Genomic DNA, 17092 nt, shown 5'->3' on the forward strand with positions numbered 1-17092 from the left:
AGACTATTCAAGTGGAGATTTTTCCATACTGAATGTCTGTTACATTATACCTTTTGACAAGGTAGTATAAGACTAGACTTTTCAAGATCAACAGTCAGGTGGTAGTCAGTATTATCACGTATGGTGATTTCAAAGTCAGTAGTATAGAGGACTAAACGGAGAGTGTCTCCTTCTTTTAACTTGTAAATAGTCGGTTGCAGTTCAAACTGGATATCCATCCATTCATCTGCAGTGATCTCCTCGACTAACAGTAAATCAGTTCTATTCTGTAAATTAAGGTAGCCTTTTGTCACGACTCGCTGTTCATTTGGTCTAAATGGCAATTCACAGAGATTTTCCAACATGTGGTAGCGACCGTTGTCAATGGTTCTAGCACTTAAAATAGTTGGATAAGGTTGTAGGTATTTCTTTTGACCAAGTTCCAGTAGTTGAGCAGATAAAAGCCCCTTGTTTGTGCTGGATTTGATACGAAGATTGAGTTGAGGTCGACCGTCCAAGTGAAGATCTTTGGTCACAGGGAGGTCAATAGTAATTTGATTGGCTTTCCCTTGATAGAGGTCTGTATTAAAGGTCTGGTATGTTTTACCATAGCGCCCAAAATCCTTATCTGGGTACTGGTTTTGAATGACTTGCTCTTCTTGACCAAGTGAGAAGGTTTCAAAGTTTTCTTGCTCACCGAAGGTATCAAGTGATAACCAAGCCTGAGGAGCTGTATTGTCCTGCCAAATGACAGTAGGAAGTTGGTAATTCGTTTCCTGTCCCAGCAATTTTTTAGTTAATAAGGCATTCATGGATTCACGGAAGTCAATGGATTGCCAGTTGTTCATGTAAACATGGGCACCATTATGGAAAAAGAGATGCTTGTTTATATGAGCAGGTAGAGCATGGAACATCTGGTAAACATGAAGTGGTTTGACATTCCAATCCTGAGACCCGTGGGTAAAGACAACCTCTGCTTTTACCTTATGGGCATTGAGCAGATAATTGCGATCATGCCAAAACTGATTGTAGTCGCCAGATTTGCGATCCAGTTGCTCTTTTACTTTTTCTAAGTCAGCTTGGTGAACTTCGTTACCTCGGATATAGTCACCAGCCAAGAGATTACGAGAGTAGGTTAGTTCAGCAAGGGAGTCAAAGTCCTCACCTGGATAACCACCTGGGCTTGTAACCAGACCGTTTTCACGGTAGTAGTTGTACCATGAAGAAATGCCAGCCTCGGCAATGATAACTTCTAAACCATCGACACCTGTGGTCGCAAGACCATTGGACATGGTACCTAGATAGGAGAGTCCAGTTGTGGCAACTTTTCCATTTGACCAGTCAGCCTTGACTTGACGCTGGCGCGTGTGGTCAGTAAAGGCACGGCAACGACCATTGAGCCAATCGATGACATTTTTATAGGCCTCGATTTGTTGGTAGTCCCCGTTAGTCATGAAACCAGTAGAGTCTTTTGTACCGACACCTGAAACATAGAGATTAGCAAACCCTCGTGGAAGGAAGTAGTCGTTGAGACTATAGCTAGCGTTGATGTGCGTTAGCTTTTCCTCAGCTTCTGACACAAGCTCAGCTTGACCTTGAGCTTGGACGAGATTTAGTTGAGGCTCCTCTAGCTCAATCTTGTGAGCAGGCTTCACTTCAAGCTCGCCCTCCATCTTGTAGAGAGCCTTGTCGCTGGCTTTATCATTTGTTCCCTGATGATAGGGACTGGCTGTCATGATAGCAGGGATTTGCCCGTCATAACGAGGACGAATAATGCTGACCTTGACTAAGTCTGGTAGCCCTTTTTGGTCAGTATCGACACGAGACTCAACGTAAACGACTTCTCGAATGACATTATGGCTAGAAAAAGTTGCTAAACTTTTGCCGTTAAAGTAGTGATAGTCATTATCCTCAGGAATAAGACTGTCACTAACAAGTTGGTCGATAAGAGTGTTCCCCTTTTTGGTCCGAGTATTGAGTAACTGATAGAGATTTTCAATCAAATCACCATATACAATAGGAAAACCAGTTTCTTTACGGAAAACATCACTGTCTTCAAAGTCAACCAAATAAGAAAAACCTAAAAGTTGAAAAGCCACAGTATAGAAAATATCTGCAGTCAACTCTTTATCTGATTGAAAAAATGTCAATAAGTCAGTTTCCTTATCAACTGCTAAACTGGATAGAGGATAGGAGCTGTTTTTAAAATTAAAAAAGAAACGAATAAGAAACGCTTCAAGCATTTTTTTATTTGTGATGTTGACTGGTAAATCAAATCCATACTTTTTTAATTCAAAGATAATTGTATCTCTAGGTAGCGCTAAATAGCTGAATTGATTAAAACGCATAAGACCTCCTATTTATGAAATATATTACAGTTATTATATCAAAAAACAGAGAGAAAAGAAACTATAAAAATTAATAGAAACTATAATAAATAAAAATAAGTATTTATAAAATAAACATGTAAAATGATAAGCCTAAATACAAAAATATTAGTGATACTGTTAAAAATCGTGCAAGGATTGTCTAATTAACTATGATTTGAGCTATTAGATATTAAAGCATCAGTAATAGTAATAGAAATTTAAAGAAAATGGTATAATATAGTGAGAATGATAGAGGAGAAGTGTAAATTGATCGCACAACTAGATACAAAAACAGTCTATAGTTTTATGGAGAGTGTCATTTCAATCGACAAGTATGTGAGAGTAGCAAAAGACTATGGCTACACTCATCTGGCTTTGATGGATATTGACAATCTTTACGGGGCTTTCGATTTTCTAGAGGTTACAAAAAAATACGGCATTCATCCTTTGTTAGGGCTTGAAATGAATGTGCTTGTAGATGATAAGGATGTGAATTTGCGCTTTTTAGCTTTATCTAGTGTGGGCTATCAGCAGTTGATGAAACTATCAACAGCCAAGATGCAGGGGGAGAAAAGTTGGTCAGTTCTATCTCAGTATCTGGAGGATATTGCTGTCATTGTACCTTATTTTGAAGAACTTGAGTCGCTAAATCTGGGCTGTGATTACTATATTGGGGTTTATCCGGAAACACTAGCAAGCGAATTTCATCATCCAATTTTGCCTATTTATCGGGTCAATACATTTGAAAGTAAGGATAGAGAGGTTCTTCAAATATTAACAGCGATTAAAGAAAATCTACCGCTAAGAGAAGTTCCTTTGCGTTCTAGACAAGATGTTTTTATGTCAGCAAGTTCTTTAGAGAAACTATTCCAAGAGCGTTTTCCTCAAGCCTTGGAAAATTTAGAAAAGCTTATTTCAGGTATTTCTTATGACTTGGATACTAGTCTGAAACTGCCTCGCTTTAATCCAGCTAGACCAGCAGTAGAAGAGTTGAGAGAACGTGCTGAATTGGGGCTTGTTCAGAAGGGGTTGACTGGTAAAGAATATCAAGACCGTCTAGACCAAGAATTGGCTGTTATTCATGATATGGGCTTTGATGATTATTTCTTGGTTGTTTGGGATTTATTACGTTTTGGACGTTCGAATGGCTATTATATGGGAATGGGACGGGGTTCTGCAGTCGGTAGTTTGGTTTCCTACGCCTTGGATATCACAGGGATTGACCCAGTTCAGAAGAATCTGATTTTTGAACGTTTCCTCAATCGTGAACGCTATACCATGCCTGATATTGATATAGATATCCCTGATATTTATCGTCCAGATTTTATCAGATATGTTGGTAATAAATATGGTAGTAAACATGCGGCTCAAATCGTTACTTTTTCTACCTTTGGGGCCAAGCAAGCTTTGCGAGATGTCTTGAAGCGCTTTGGTGTGCCAGAGTATGAATTGTCCGCAATTACCAAGAAAATCAGTTTTCGAGATAATCTAAAGTCAGCCTATGAGGGCAATCTCCAGTTTCGTCAGCAAATCAATAGTAAGCTAGAATATCAAAAAGCCTTTGAAATTGCTTGCAAGATAGAGGGCTATCCAAGACAAACCTCTGTCCATGCGGCTGGTGTTGTAATCAGTGACCAAGATTTGACCAATTACATCCCTCTAAAACATGGTGACGAAATTCCGCTGACTCAGTATGATGCTCATGGAGTTGAATCTAGCGGGCTATTGAAAATGGACTTTCTGGGACTGCGAAATTTGACCTTTGTCCAGAAGATGCAAGAATTGCTTGCTGAATCAGAAGGTATTCACCTTAAAATTGAAGAAATTGATTTGGAAGACAAAGAAACGTTAGCTTTATTTGCCTCTGGCAATACAAAAGGTATCTTTCAATTTGAACAACCTGGTGCCATTCGCTTGCTCAAACGTGTGCAACCAGTCTGTTTTGAAGATGTCGTAGCAACTACTTCTCTAAATCGACCAGGTGCCAGTGACTACATCAATAATTTTGTGGCAAGAAAGCATGGGCAGGAAGAAGTGACTGTTCTGGATCCAGTACTGGAGGATATTTTGGCTCCAACCTACGGCATCATGCTCTATCAGGAGCAGGTTATGCAGGTTGCTCAGAGATTTGCTGGATTTAGCCTCGGAAAAGCCGATATTTTACGTCGGGCTATGGGGAAAAAGGATGCCTCTGCCATGCATGAAATGAGGGAATCCTTTATTCAAGGATCATTAGATGCTGGTCATACTAGGGAAAAGGCAGAGCAGGTCTTTGATGTTATGGAGAAGTTTGCAGGTTATGGATTTAACCGATCTCACGCCTATGCCTACTCAGCCTTGGCCTTCCAGTTGGCCTATTTCAAAACGCATTATCCAGCCATTTTTTATCAGGTCATGCTGAATTCTTCCAACAGTGATTACCTAACAGACGCTCTTGAAGCAGGCTTTGAAGTAGCACCTCTGTCCATCAATACCATTCCCTATCATGATAAAATTGCCAACAAGTCCATCTATCTAGGTCTGAAATCGATTAAGGGAGTCAGCAATGATTTGGCGCTTTGGATTATTGAAAATAGACCCTATTCGAGCATTGAAGATTTTATAGCTAAATTACCTGAGAATTATCTGAAACTTCCTCTGCTAGAACCTTTGGTAAAAGTTGGTCTTTTCGATTCATTTGAAAAAAATCGCCAAAAAGTATTTAATAATTTAGGTAATCTATTTGAATTTGTGAAAGAGTTAGGGAGCTTGTTCGGTGATACAATATATAGTTGGCAGGAATCGGAAGATTGGACAGAACAAGAAAAATTCTATATGGAACAAGAGTTTCTAGGGGTAGGAGTTAGCAAACATCCCTTACAAGCTATTGCAAGTAAGGCTATCTACCCAATTACACCAATCGGAAATTTGTCAGAAAATAGTCACGCCATTATATTGGTTGAAATTCAGAAAATAAAAGTGATTCGGACTAAAAAGGGTGAAAACATGGCATTCTTACAGGTAGATGATAGTAAGAAAAAATTGGATGTTACCCTCTTCTCAGACTTATATCGACAGATTGGGCAGGAATTGAAAGAAGGAGCTTTCTACTATATAAGAGGAAAAATTCAGTTACGAGATGGCCGTCTGCAAATGATTGCACAAGAAATAAGAGCAGCAGTGGCTGAACGCTTTTGGATACAGGTAAAAAATCATGAATCGGATCAAGAAATTTCGAGAATTTTAGACCAGTATAAAGGCCCAATCCCAGTCATCATCAGGTATGAAGAGGAACAGAGAACGATTGTTTCTCCCCATCATTTTGTGACTAAATCCACTGAATTAGAAGAGAAATTAGGTGGAATCGTTATGAAAACGATTTATCGCTAAAATTACGGAAAATAGAAGAATTTTCCATTTAAATGTGATATAATCAGTAAGAATGTTAAAAGAAAAAGGAGCATAACCAATATGAAACGTATTGCTGTTTTGACTAGTGGTGGAGACGCCCCTGGTATGAACGCTGCTATCCGTGCAGTTGTTCGTCAAGCAATTTCAGAAGGAATGGAAGTATTTGGTATCTATGATGGATATGCTGGTATGGTTGCTGGTGAAATTCATCCCCTAGATGCGGCTTCAGTAGGAGACATCATTTCTCGTGGTGGTACTTTCCTTCACTCTGCTCGTTACCCAGAGTTCGCTCAACTTGAAGGGCAACTTAAAGGGATTGAGCAATTGAAAAAACACGGAATTGAAGGTGTAGTTGTTATCGGTGGTGATGGATCTTACCACGGCGCTATGCGTTTGACTGAACATGGATTCCCAGCTATCGGTCTTCCTGGTACAATCGATAACGATATTGTTGGTACTGACTTCACAATCGGTTTTGACACAGCGGTTACTACTGCTATGGATGCTATCGATAAGATTCGTGATACATCATCAAGTCACCGTCGTACATTTGTTATCGAAGTAATGGGTCGTAACGCAGGTGATATCGCTCTTTGGGCTGGTATTGCAACTGGTGCTGATGAAATCATCATTCCTGAAGAAGGATTCAAGATGGAAGATATCGTAGCAAGTATCAAAGCTGGTTATGAGTGTGGTAAAAAACACAACATCATCGTCTTGGCAGAAGGTGTGATGTCAGCAGCTGAATTTGGTCAAAAACTAAAAGAAGCGGGAGATACAAGTGACCTTCGTGTAACAGAACTTGGACATATTCAACGTGGTGGTTCTCCAACTGCGCGTGACCGTGTTTTGGCATCACGTATGGGTGCTCATGCTGTTAAACTTCTTAAAGAAGGTATCGGTGGTGTTGCGGTTGGTATCCGTAACGAGAAAATGGTTGAAAACCCAATTCTTGGTACTGCAGAAGAAGGAGCATTGTTTAGCTTGACTGCAGATGGTAAGATTGTGGTTAACAATCCACATAAGGCTGACCTTGAGCTATCTAGCTTGAATAAGAGCTTGTCATAATTTATAATTTAGTTAATAAGACCAAAAAGGTCATATATATAAAGGAGTCACAAAAATCATGAACAAACGTGTAAAAATCGTTGCAACTTTGGGACCTGCGGTAGAAATCCGTGGTGGTAAAAAATTCGGTGATGACGGATACTGGGGTGAAAAACTTGATGTTGAAGCTTCAGCTAAAAACATTGCTAAATTGATTGAAGCTGGTGCTAACACATTCCGTTTCAACTTCTCACACGGTGACCACCAAGAACAAGGTGACCGTATGGCAACTGTTAAACTTGCTGAAAAACTTGCAGGTAAAAAAGTTGGTTTCCTTCTTGATACAAAAGGACCAGAAATCCGTACTGAATTATTTGAAGGAGATGCAAAAGAGTACTCTTACACAACTGGTGAAAAAATCCGTGTTGCTACTAAACAAGGAATCAAATCAACTCGTGATGTGATCGCATTGAACGTTGCTGGTGCTCTTGATATCTATGATGATGTTGAAGTTGGTCGTCAAGTTTTGGTTGACGATGGTAAACTTGGTCTTCGTGTGGTTGCTAAAGACGATGCAACTCGTGAATTTGAAGTTGAAGTTGAAAACGATGGCGTAATTGCTAAACAAAAAGGTGTTAACATCCCTAACACTAAAATTCCTTTCCCAGCTCTTGCTGAACGCGATAACGATGACATCCGCTTCGGTCTTGAACAAGGTATCAACTTCATCGCGATTTCATTTGTACGTACTGCTAAAGACGTTAACGAAGTTCGTGCAATCTGTAAAGAAACTGGAAACGGACACGTTCAATTGTTCGCTAAAATCGAAAACCAACAAGGTATCGACAACTTGGATGAAATCATTGAAGCTGCTGATGGTATCATGATCGCTCGTGGTGACATGGGTATCGAAGTACCATTCGAAATGGTTCCAGTTTACCAAAAAATGATCATCAAGAAAGTCAATGCTGCAGGTAAAGTTGTTATCACTGCAACAAACATGCTTGAAACAATGACTGAAAAACCACGTGCAACTCGTTCAGAAGTATCAGACGTATTCAACGCTGTTATCGACGGAACTGATGCTACAATGCTTTCAGGTGAGTCTGCAAACGGTAAATACCCACTTGAGTCAGTAACTACAATGGCTACAATCGACAAGAACGCTCAAACTCTTCTTAACGAATACGGACGTTTGAACTCAGATTCATTCGAACGTAACTCTAAGACAGAAGTAATGGCTTCAGCTGTTAAAGATGCTACTAACTCAATGGATATTAAATTGGTTGTAACTCTTACTAAGACTGGACATACTGCACGTTTGATCTCTAAATACCGTCCAAATGCTGACATCTTGGCGTTGACATTTGACGAATTGACAGAACGTGGATTGATGTTGAACTGGGGTGTTATCCCAATGTTGACAGATGCTCCATCATCAACTGACGATATGTTCGAAATCGCTGAACGTAAAGCAGTTGAAGCAGGACTTGTACAATCTGGTGACGATATCGTTATCGTAGCTGGTGTACCAGTTGGAGAAGCTGTTCGTACAAACACAATGCGTATTCGCACAGTACGTTAATCTAATATTAAAAAGCCTATCATATCAAGCTTTATAGCTTGTATGATAGGTCTTTTTCTGTATCAGGGGGCAAAAAAGGGGCAAAACTTTGTAAGAAACTCAGTTACCAATAAAATCCGATTCAGCTAATATAATCGAAAATGATGGAAAAAAGGGTGAATTTATGATATACTTTAGAGTAGGACCTTTTTAGAAATTTTGAAAGAGTATTAAAAATTTAAAATGAGAAAAATTGTTATCAATGGTGGCTTGCCTCTGCAAGGTGAGATTACCATTAGTGGCGCAAAAAATAGTGTAGTAGCTTTGATTCCAGCTATTATTTTGGCAGATGATGTGGTGACTTTGGATTGTGTTCCAGATATTTCCGATGTTGCTAGTCTTGTCGAAATTATGGAGTTAATGGGGGCTACTGTTAAGCGTTATGACGATGTGTTAGAGATTGATCCAAGAGGTGTTCAAAATATTCCAATGCCTTATGGGAAAATCAATAGTCTTCGTGCATCTTATTATTTTTATGGAAGTCTTTTAGGTCGCTTTGGTGAAGCTACTGTTGGTTTACCTGGTGGATGTGATTTGGGACCTCGCCCTATTGATCTACATCTTAAGGCTTTTGAAGCTATGGGAGCAACTGTTAGCTACGAGGGAGATAACATGAAGTTATCTGCTAAAGATGCAGGACTTCATGGTGCAAGCATTTACATGGATACGGTCAGCGTGGGTGCGACGATTAATACAATGATTGCTGCCGTTAAAGCAAATGGCCGTACGATTATTGAAAATGCAGCCCGAGAACCTGAGATTATTGATGTCGCCACTCTCTTGAATAATATGGGAGCTCATATCCGCGGCGCTGGAACTAATATTATCATTATTGATGGTGTTGACAGATTACATGGAACGCGTCATCAGGTGATTCCAGATCGTATTGAAGCAGGAACATATATTTCCTTAGCTGCGGCAGTCGGTAAGGGAATTCGTATTAATAATGTATTATACGAACACCTAGAAGGATTCATCGCTAAGTTGGAAGAAATGGGAGTTCGAATGACTGTATCGGAGGACAGCATTTTTGTCGAGGAACAGTCTAATTTGAAAGCAATCAATATTAAGACAGCACCTTATCCAGGTTTTGCTACTGACTTACAGCAACCAATTACTCCTCTTCTGTTAACAGCAGAAGGGCGTGGTACCATTATTGATACCATTTATGAAAAACGTGTAAACCATGTTTTTGAACTAGCAAAGATGGACGCGGATATTACGACTACAAACGACCATATTTTATATACTGGTGGACGTAGTTTACGTGGTGCAAATGTAAAAGCTACTGACCTTAGAGCTGGTGCAGCACTTGTCATTGCTGGTTTAATGGCTGAAGGTAAAACTGAAATTACAAATATTGAGTTCATCTTACGTGGTTATTCAGATATTATTGAAAAATTACGTAATCTTGGAGCGGATATTTCATTAGTCGAAGAATAAACCATAGAGGTGTTTATGAATATTTGGACCAAATTAGCAATGTTTTCTTTTTTTGAAACGGATCGCTTGTATTTGCGTCCTTTCTTTTTTAGTGATAGTAAGGACTTCCATGAGATAGCTTCCAATCCTGAGAATTTACAATTTATTTTTCCAAGTCAAGCTAGTCTGGAAGAGAGTCAATATGCACTGGCCAATTATTTTATGAAGGCTCCTTTAGGAGTTTGGGCTATTTGTGACAAGAAAACTGAAAAAATGATTGGTTCTGTTAAGTTTGAAAAACTAGATGAAATTAAAAAAGAAGCAGAACTTGGCTATTTTTTGAGAAAAGATGCTTGGTCCCAAGGCTTTATGACAGAAATTGTTAAAAAACTTTGCCAACTTTCTTTTGAGGAGTTTGGTTTAAAACAATTGTCCATCATAACCCATCTCGAAAACGAAGCTAGCCAAAAAGTTGCTCTTAAGGCTGGATTCCGTTTGTTCCGTCAGTTTAAAGGAAGTGATCGCTATACAAGGAAAATGCGAGATTATCTTGAGTTTCGCTTTGTAAAGGGAGAATTTAATGAGTAAACACCAAGAAATTCTAAGTTATTTGGAAGAATTACCTGTTGGTAAAAGAGTCAGTGTTCGTAGCATTTCCAACCATCTAGGAGTCAGTGATGGAACGGCTTATCGCGCTATCAAGGAAGCTGAAAACCGTGGAATTGTGGAGACCCGTCCTAGAAGTGGTACTATTCGTGTTAAATCTCAGAAAGTTGCTATTGAGAGATTAACTTTTGCTGAAATTGCAGAAGTGACTTCTTCTGAGGTTCTAGCTGGGAAAGAAGGTTTAGAGAGAGAATTTAGTAAGTTTTCAATCGGTGCCATGACTGAACAAAATATCTTATCTTACCTTCACGATGGGGGGCTCTTGATTGTCGGAGACCGTACCCGTATCCAACTGTTAGCGCTTGAAAATGAAAATGCAGTTCTGGTTACAGGTGGATTTCAGGTTCATGATGATGTGCTTAAACTGGCCAATCAAAAAGGGATTCCTGTTCTGAGAAGCAAGAATGACACTTTTACCATTGCGACCATGATCAATAAAGCCCTCTCAAATGTCCAAATTAAGACGGATATTTTAACTGTTGAGAAACTTTATCGTCCGAGTCATGAGTATGGTTTTCTGAGAGAAACCGATACAGTCAAAGATTATTTGGACTTAGTTCGTAAGAATCGTAGCAGTCGTTTTCCAGTTATCAATCAACATCAGGTTGTTGTTGGTGTTGTAACCATGAGAGACGCTGGTGATAAGTCACCAAGTACCACAATTGACAAGGTCATGTCACGTAGTTTATTTTTGGTTGGATTATCGACAAATATTGCCAATGTGAGTCAACGGATGATTGCTGAAGACTTTGAAATGGTACCGGTTGTTCGGAATAATCAAACCTTGCTTGGAGTTGTGACACGACGAGATGTCATGGAGAAGATGAGCCGTTCACAAGTTTCTGCTCTACCGACTTTTTCTGAGCAGATTGGTCAAAAACTTTCTTATCACCATGATGAAGTCGTCATTACAGTTGAACCCTTTATGCTTGAAAAAAATGGTGTTTTGGCTAACGGTGTATTGGCAGAAATCTTGACCCACATGACTCAAGATTTAGTTGTGAATAGCGGGCGCAATCTCATTATCGAGCAGATGCTGATCTACTTTTTACAGGCTGTTCAGATAGATGATATATTGCGCATTCAAGCACGCATTATCCATCATACGAGACGGTCAGCTATTATTGATTACGATATTTATCATGGTCATCAGATTGTTTCAAAAGCAAATGTGACTGTTAAAATTAATTAGAAACTAGGAGAAAAGATGATAACATTAAAATCAGCTCGTGAAATCGAAGCTATGGATAAAGCCGGTGATTTCCTCGCAAGTATTCATATCGGCTTACGTGATTTGATTAAACCTGGCGTAGATATGTGGGAAGTTGAAGAGTATGTTCGCCGTCGTTGTAAGGAAGAAAATTTCCTTCCGCTTCAGATTGGGGTTGACGGTGCCATGATGGACTATCCTTATGCTACCTGTTGCTCTCTTAACGATGAAGTAGCTCACGCTTTCCCTCGTCACTATATCTTGAAAGAGGGTGATTTGCTCAAGGTCGACATGGTTTTGGGAGGTCCTATTGCCAAATCTGATTTGAATGTCTCAAAATTAAACTTCAACAATGTTGAGCAAATGAAAAAATACACTCAGAGCTATTCTGGTGGTCTTGCAGACTCATGTTGGGCTTACGCCGTTGGTACACCGTCCGAAGAAGTGAAAAACTTGATGGATGTAACCAAAGAAGCTATGTACAAGGGGATTGAGCAAGCTGTTGTTGGAAATCGTATCGGTGATATCGGTGCAGCCATTCAAGAATACGCTGAAAGCCGTGGTTACGGTGTAGTGCGTGATTTGGTTGGTCATGGTGTTGGTCCAACAATGCATGAGGAACCAATGGTTCCTAACTATGGTATTGCAGGTCGTGGACTCCGTCTTCGTGAAGGAATGGTCTTAACCATTGAACCAATGATTAATACCGGTGATTGGGAAATTGATACAGATATGAAGACTGGTTGGGCGCATAAAACCATTGACGGTGGCTTATCTTGTCAATATGAACACCAATTCGTGATTACAAAAGATGGACCTGTTATCTTGACTAGTCAAGGTGAAGAAGGGACTTATTAATAAAAAGTTAAAAGGCTGCTGGAAGTTTCATTCTTATAAAAAATGCATTGTATTGATTTTGTCAGACTTTTTTCAATAAAACAAAATGGCTCCATAATATCTGTAGGGGGATTTACCCCCTACAAATATTATAGAGCCGGTTTTTCTTATGATTAGAATGGCAATTTTCCAGCGAAAGCACCCAGTTTTTTCTTAGTAGTTTCATTGATCTGTTCAAGAGCTGAGTTGATAGCCTGAACGGTCATATCAGAAAGAGTTTCAAGATCTTCTGGGTCAACGACAGCTGGATTGAAGTCAATGCTGATAACTTTCTTATCTCCAGTCAAGGTCGCTTGAACAAGGTCTTGAGCAGATTTGCCAACAAATTGCATAGTAGCAAGTTCAGCTTGACTTTGTTCCATCTGTTTTTGAAGTTTTTGCGCTTGGCGCATCATGTTTTGCATATTCATCATGGTAATTTATAGTTTCCTTTTCCAATTATTTTCTTTTTTATTTTATCAATTTTAGACTTAAAAGTCTAATCTTTTTCAGAGTGAATTCAGATAGTATTGATAGGAATGTAAAGTTAATAAAAATATAGGATAAATATTCTAAGAAAATAAGAATATTTATCCTATATGTATTTATGGAAAGTTAATAGATATTTTATGAGCTAGTTTAAGAGTCTACTAAGACTATTCTACCTTATAGAAAAATCCTGAGCTATTTCCTTCTATAAGTTGTTGTCCTGCCCATAGTCGTTCTTGGCTAATATCGGACAGGTCCTTATATCCGTTTTCGGGTGAAGAAGTGATAGCCGTTGTCAAAGGAATTCCTGCAGGTAAAAAGGCAAGGGCAGAACCACCAGCTCCTCCATTTCTAGGAAGTAAACCTGCCTTAATATAGTGGTCAATTTCTTTAGCATATTCAATTGAAACTTGCGAATGATCACTAACCAGTCCATGTTCGTCAAATACAAGTTCTACACCAGCACTATTGCGCCATGTACCAGAGATACTTGAAAAATCACCGTTTTGGATAGCTGATAGATTCATTCCTTTAATTTCTTGTGAGGGTGTTGTTTCTCCTAATATTGGCTTTGTTACAGATTTCCAAGAAAATGTATCTTGGTTCAGTAGTGGTGGTCTAGTTCCTAATCCTGCTTCTGTATCTGATTCAGTGAGTAATTCTAAGTCAGGTGTATTTGTATTTAGTTTATAGAGCTTGTGAGATTTTTCACCACCAGATGCTCTTGAAAGTTGAAAATATCCATCTTCAAGAGGGACAAAAATCTCTTCTACTCCGATAACATCTAGATAATTTTCTGCATTAGTGAGTTGAACGACTTTATCATTCTGAATCGTTCTGATGTCTAGAATATCATGTTTACCTGACTTAATTTTCAGAGCAATGATTAGTTCGTCTGTCCCATTTTTATCAAAATCATATAGACAGTAGTCGATATCTGAATATACTTCTGGCTCGGTATTTATAAACTTGGCTACGGGATTAATCTTCATGTCCATGATTGGTATATTTTGTGGTTGAGAATATTTTTCTATTACCTCGTTATATAAACTATAAAACGTTTTCTTCACTTCAGAAGAGGAGCTGGAGGATTCCTTACTAGTGGAACTCGTTTGTTCTGTACTTGCTGAAGTAGTAGCTTCTTGCTTTTGTTGACAGGCTACAAGAGTTAGACTAGTTAAGGCAAGAATAGTAAATAAGGTTGTTTTTTTAATCATAGCTAATTTTGTAATGTTAGAACTTTTTAAGTTTGTAAGATAGTACTCTACAGTTATTTAATCTCTCTACCCACGCTTACGTTTTACGATAAATCCTAGTCCAGTGATTGAAAGGACAGTACCGATAATTCCAAGAGTAGATGTTGATTCACCTGTATTTGGTAAAGTCTTCTTGTCGTTGTTTTTGTTGTTTTCTGGTTTAGCCGGAGTTTCAGATTTAACATCTTTTTCTGGTTTAGCCGGAGTTTCAGATTTAACATCTTTTTCTGGTTTAGCCGGAGTTTCAGATTTAACATCTTTTTCTGGTTTAGTAGGAGTTTCAGATTTAACTTCTTCCACAGGTTTAGCTGGAGTAACAGGTTTGACCTCTTCTACAGGTTTAGTAGGAGTAACAGGTTTTGTAGTTGAAATTGAAGGGTTTGCATCTTTAACCACCTTACGAGCAGCAGCTTCGATATTCTTCTTTGCTTGTTCAGCAGTTACACTTGCGCCTGAATAATCTTTGTAGGCACGGATTTCACCACTAACAAGATAGTTTGAAGTTCCGTCTAGCGCTGGAGCAGCATTTAGGGAATAATCTTTATAGCCATCAGTTGCTTCTAAGATTTCAGCAGCACGTCCTTCAGCAAAAGTATTAGCTTCTTCAAAATTCTTAAATACTGCATCAGTCTCGAACGTCACTGTTGGGAACCCGTCTCGTTCTGTAACTGTAACTTCGTTTGCGGTAACAGTATTAGATTGTGTAATCGCACCAGCTACACCTATACTAGCAGTTGCAATTATAGCAGTTGCAAAAAGTTTAATTTTAGATTTTGTCTTCATTAAAAGAGACCTCCTATTATTTTTGAAGTAATCCTTTGTCCAATAATGTAGACTTTTATGGACAAAATTGATAGAATAAACAAAGAAGATATAATCCATCAAAATACTAAATTTTTCATTATTTTGAATTAAAAATGGTGAGATACTAGTTGTCCAAAATTTCCTACTTTTTTTGACAAAAACTATAGTTTTTTAGCCAATTATGAAAAGTACTTTTTGAAACTCCTAAGATTTCTGCTCCTTCACGAATAGTTATTTTTTTTTGTCTGTATTTTTTTTCTAAATCGTAAAAATTTGGTGGATCATTTAGCTTCGGTCTTCCGAACTGTTTCCCTCTTTTTTGAGCTTCTCGAATTCCTTCTAGTTGTCTTTACTTGATTTGCTCTCTTTCCATTTGAGACACATAAGATAAAACTTGTAAAACCAAATCAGAAATTAGTTTACCAGTGATTGTATCGCTGGTATTTTTAGTATTTAAGAGTGGAAAATCTAAAACTCTGATATGTACCTTTTTTGTCTTAGTGAGTAACTGCCATTGTTCTAAAATATCATCGTAGTTTCGTCCGAGTCTATCAATTGATTTAATAACTATCTCATCATCTGCTTGTAGAACGGTTAGCAATTTTTGGTATTCCGTCCTGTCAAAATCTTTTCCAGAGGCCCTATGTATAAAAATTTGATTTTGGGGAATATTTTCGAATGCCAAGGCAGACATTTGTCTATCGATATTTTGCTCCTTAGTGGATACTCGTACATAACCATAACGCATAAGGCTACCACCTATCTTTTTATCTCTATTTTAGACGAAAAGAAAACTACCGCCCATAATGAGTGGTAGTTTGGTGTACTCTTTGCTACGGTATCTTTTTGCCAAGATTTTGTCTTGTTTGCGTGAATAGTAGTGTTGGATAAAAAATCCTAAGGACTTAAAATTCTTTTACAATTATTTTCATTCCTATTTTATCAATTTTGAGGTTAAAAGTCTAATATAAGTTTAAATTCAAAACATTAAATTGTCTGACAATTTATTGAAAAATGAGTGAAAATATGGTATAATGAAACGTAAAATTAATTCAGGTTTCCTGAACCAATAGGAGTAAACAATGAAAAAACTAGGTTTTGTCCTTTTATCTTCAGCCTTGCTATTGACTGCTTGTGCTAATAACCAATCTAAGCCAAGCAACACAAGTGATTCTTCTAAGGTGACAGCCTTATCTGAAGACAAGCAAAAAATGCTTGATAAGGCCACTGCTGACTATAAGACTTTTGTGCAAGAGCAAATTGATAAACTGTTGACCGATACGGAAGGCTTTGTCAAACTGTTGAAAGAAGGCAAATTAGAAGAGTCTAAGAAGGTTTATCCACTGATTCGTATGTCTTATGAGCGTTCAGAACCGATTGCCGAAAGTTTTGGTGAGTCAGATGTTAAGATTGACTTCCGTTTGGCAGACTATATGGACGAAAACAAGACAGAGGAAGGTTGGTCAGGTTTCCACCGTATCGAACGTATCCTTTGGGAAGAAAATACGACTAAAGGAACTGAAAGCTATGGCGATCAGTTGGTCAATGATATCAAGGAATTGAAAGCCAAGATTGCAACTGTGGATGTAGACTACAAGGTTATGTTGACTGGAGCAGTTGACTTGCTAAACGAAGTGGCAACAAGCAAGATTACGGGTGAAGAGGAAATTTATTCTCATACAGACTTGTATGACTTCCGTGCCAATATCGAGGGAGCTGAGAAGATTTTCCAACTCTTTAAACCTTTACTTGAAAAATCAGACGCCAACCTAGTTAAAGAATTGGAAGCAGATTTCAAGTCTGTTAATAGTTTGCTGGACAAACACATGACTGACAAGGAACACTACAAACTCTATACTGATTTAACAAAAGAAGATACCAAAGAATTGTCAGAAGCTGTGACAAAACTTGGTGAACCTCTATCACAAATGGGTAAATTTCTTAGTGGAGAATAAGAGTC

Annotated in this window: 12 protein-coding genes and 1 pseudogene; 8 read left to right on the forward strand and 5 right to left on the reverse strand. The window is 38.4% G+C overall.

Annotated features, from left to right (window positions below):
- Nucleotides 1-44: 44 nt before the first annotated feature.
- Nucleotides 45-2327 (reverse strand): Xaa-Pro dipeptidyl-peptidase, encoded by a 2283-nt coding sequence (locus B7696_RS09095; protein ID WP_084863322.1) that lies wholly within the window; start codon nucleotides 2325-2327, stop codon nucleotides 45-47.
- A 288-nt stretch (nucleotides 2328-2615) separates the two neighbouring features.
- Between B7696_RS09095 and B7696_RS09100 the strand changes: the two genes are divergently transcribed.
- From B7696_RS09100 to B7696_RS09130, 7 genes are all read left to right on the forward strand, one after another.
- Nucleotides 2616-5717 (forward strand): DNA polymerase III subunit alpha, encoded by a 3102-nt coding sequence (locus B7696_RS09100; RefSeq protein WP_192856309.1) that lies wholly within the window; start codon nucleotides 2616-2618, stop codon nucleotides 5715-5717.
- Nucleotides 5718-5798: 81 nt separating this feature from the next.
- Nucleotides 5799-6806 carry a 6-phosphofructokinase gene (gene pfkA, locus B7696_RS09105; protein WP_020900675.1) on the forward strand — a complete coding sequence of 336 codons (1008 nt, stop codon included), beginning with the start codon at nucleotides 5799-5801 and terminating at the stop codon, nucleotides 6804-6806.
- A gap of 58 nt (nucleotides 6807-6864) precedes the next feature.
- On the forward strand, nucleotides 6865-8370 hold the full coding sequence (pyk, locus tag B7696_RS09110; RefSeq protein WP_004259601.1) for a pyruvate kinase: 1506 nt from the start codon (nucleotides 6865-6867) through the stop codon (nucleotides 8368-8370).
- Nucleotides 8371-8592: 222 nt separating this feature from the next.
- Complete coding sequence (locus B7696_RS09115) at nucleotides 8593-9852, forward strand: UDP-N-acetylglucosamine 1-carboxyvinyltransferase (protein WP_084863325.1); 1260 nt, start codon at nucleotides 8593-8595, stop codon at nucleotides 9850-9852.
- A gap of 15 nt (nucleotides 9853-9867) precedes the next feature.
- A complete protein-coding gene (locus tag B7696_RS09120) occupies nucleotides 9868-10419 on the forward strand; it encodes a GNAT family N-acetyltransferase (protein WP_084863327.1) in 552 nt (183 codons plus the stop codon).
- Nucleotides 10412-11689, forward strand: a complete 1278-nt coding sequence (gene spxR / locus B7696_RS09125) for a CBS-HotDog domain-containing transcription factor SpxR (RefSeq protein ID WP_084863329.1) — start codon at nucleotides 10412-10414, stop codon at nucleotides 11687-11689. The genes B7696_RS09120 and spxR overlap by 8 nt, the downstream gene beginning before the upstream one ends.
- A 15-nt stretch (nucleotides 11690-11704) precedes the next feature.
- Nucleotides 11705-12565 carry a methionyl aminopeptidase gene (locus B7696_RS09130; RefSeq protein WP_084863331.1) on the forward strand — a complete coding sequence of 287 codons (861 nt, stop codon included), beginning with the start codon at nucleotides 11705-11707 and terminating at the stop codon, nucleotides 12563-12565.
- A 152-nt stretch (nucleotides 12566-12717) separates the two neighbouring features.
- Here the strand turns inward: B7696_RS09130 and B7696_RS09135 are convergent, their stop codons facing one another.
- The 4 genes and pseudogenes from B7696_RS09135 to B7696_RS09150 form a co-directional block, all read right to left on the reverse strand.
- Nucleotides 12718-13017, reverse strand: a complete 300-nt coding sequence (locus B7696_RS09135; RefSeq protein ID WP_084863333.1) for a YbaB/EbfC family nucleoid-associated protein — start codon at nucleotides 13015-13017, stop codon at nucleotides 12718-12720.
- Nucleotides 13018-13239: 222 nt separating this feature from the next.
- A complete protein-coding gene (locus tag B7696_RS09140) occupies nucleotides 13240-14289 on the reverse strand; it encodes a DUF6287 domain-containing protein (RefSeq protein ID WP_084863334.1) in 1050 nt (349 codons plus the stop codon).
- Between the two features lie 66 nt (nucleotides 14290-14355).
- Nucleotides 14356-15111 carry an LPXTG cell wall anchor domain-containing protein gene (locus tag B7696_RS09145; protein WP_158086163.1) on the reverse strand — a complete coding sequence of 252 codons (756 nt, stop codon included), beginning with the start codon at nucleotides 15109-15111 and terminating at the stop codon, nucleotides 14356-14358.
- A gap of 163 nt (nucleotides 15112-15274) precedes the next feature.
- Nucleotides 15275-15880: pseudogene (locus B7696_RS09150) on the reverse strand (recombinase family protein).
- A 334-nt stretch (nucleotides 15881-16214) separates the two neighbouring features.
- Here B7696_RS09150 and efeO point away from each other — a divergent pair.
- Complete coding sequence (gene efeO / locus B7696_RS09155) at nucleotides 16215-17087, forward strand: iron uptake system protein EfeO (RefSeq protein ID WP_084863338.1); 873 nt, start codon at nucleotides 16215-16217, stop codon at nucleotides 17085-17087.
- The last annotated feature ends 5 nt before the right edge of the window (nucleotides 17088-17092 follow it).

The organism is Streptococcus mitis (assembly GCF_002096815.1).
In the GTDB taxonomy this organism is placed as follows: Bacteria; Bacillota; Bacilli; order Lactobacillales; family Streptococcaceae; genus Streptococcus; species Streptococcus mitis_AD.

Bases quoted from the DNA above. Each gene is read 5' to 3' on its own strand.
- B7696_RS09095 (WP_084863322.1), bottom strand. From the start codon at position 2,327: ATGCGTTTTAATCAATTCAGCTATTTAGCGCTACCTAGAGATACAATT.
- pfkA (WP_020900675.1), top strand. From the start codon at position 5,799: ATGAAACGTATTGCTGTTTTGACTAGTGGTGGAGACGCCCCTGGTATG.
- pyk (WP_004259601.1), top strand. From the start codon at position 6,865: ATGAACAAACGTGTAAAAATCGTTGCAACTTTGGGACCTGCGGTAGAA.
- B7696_RS09115 (WP_084863325.1), top strand. From the start codon at position 8,593: ATGAGAAAAATTGTTATCAATGGTGGCTTGCCTCTGCAAGGTGAGATT.
- B7696_RS09120 (WP_084863327.1), top strand. From the start codon at position 9,868: ATGAATATTTGGACCAAATTAGCAATGTTTTCTTTTTTTGAAACGGAT.
- spxR (WP_084863329.1), top strand. From the start codon at position 10,412: ATGAGTAAACACCAAGAAATTCTAAGTTATTTGGAAGAATTACCTGTT.
- B7696_RS09130 (WP_084863331.1), top strand. From the start codon at position 11,705: ATGATAACATTAAAATCAGCTCGTGAAATCGAAGCTATGGATAAAGCC.
- B7696_RS09135 (WP_084863333.1), bottom strand. From the start codon at position 13,017: ATGATGAATATGCAAAACATGATGCGCCAAGCGCAAAAACTTCAAAAA.
- B7696_RS09140 (WP_084863334.1), bottom strand. From the start codon at position 14,289: ATGATTAAAAAAACAACCTTATTTACTATTCTTGCCTTAACTAGTCTA.
- B7696_RS09145 (WP_158086163.1), bottom strand. From the start codon at position 15,111: ATGAAGACAAAATCTAAAATTAAACTTTTTGCAACTGCTATAATTGCA.
- efeO (WP_084863338.1), top strand. From the start codon at position 16,215: ATGAAAAAACTAGGTTTTGTCCTTTTATCTTCAGCCTTGCTATTGACT.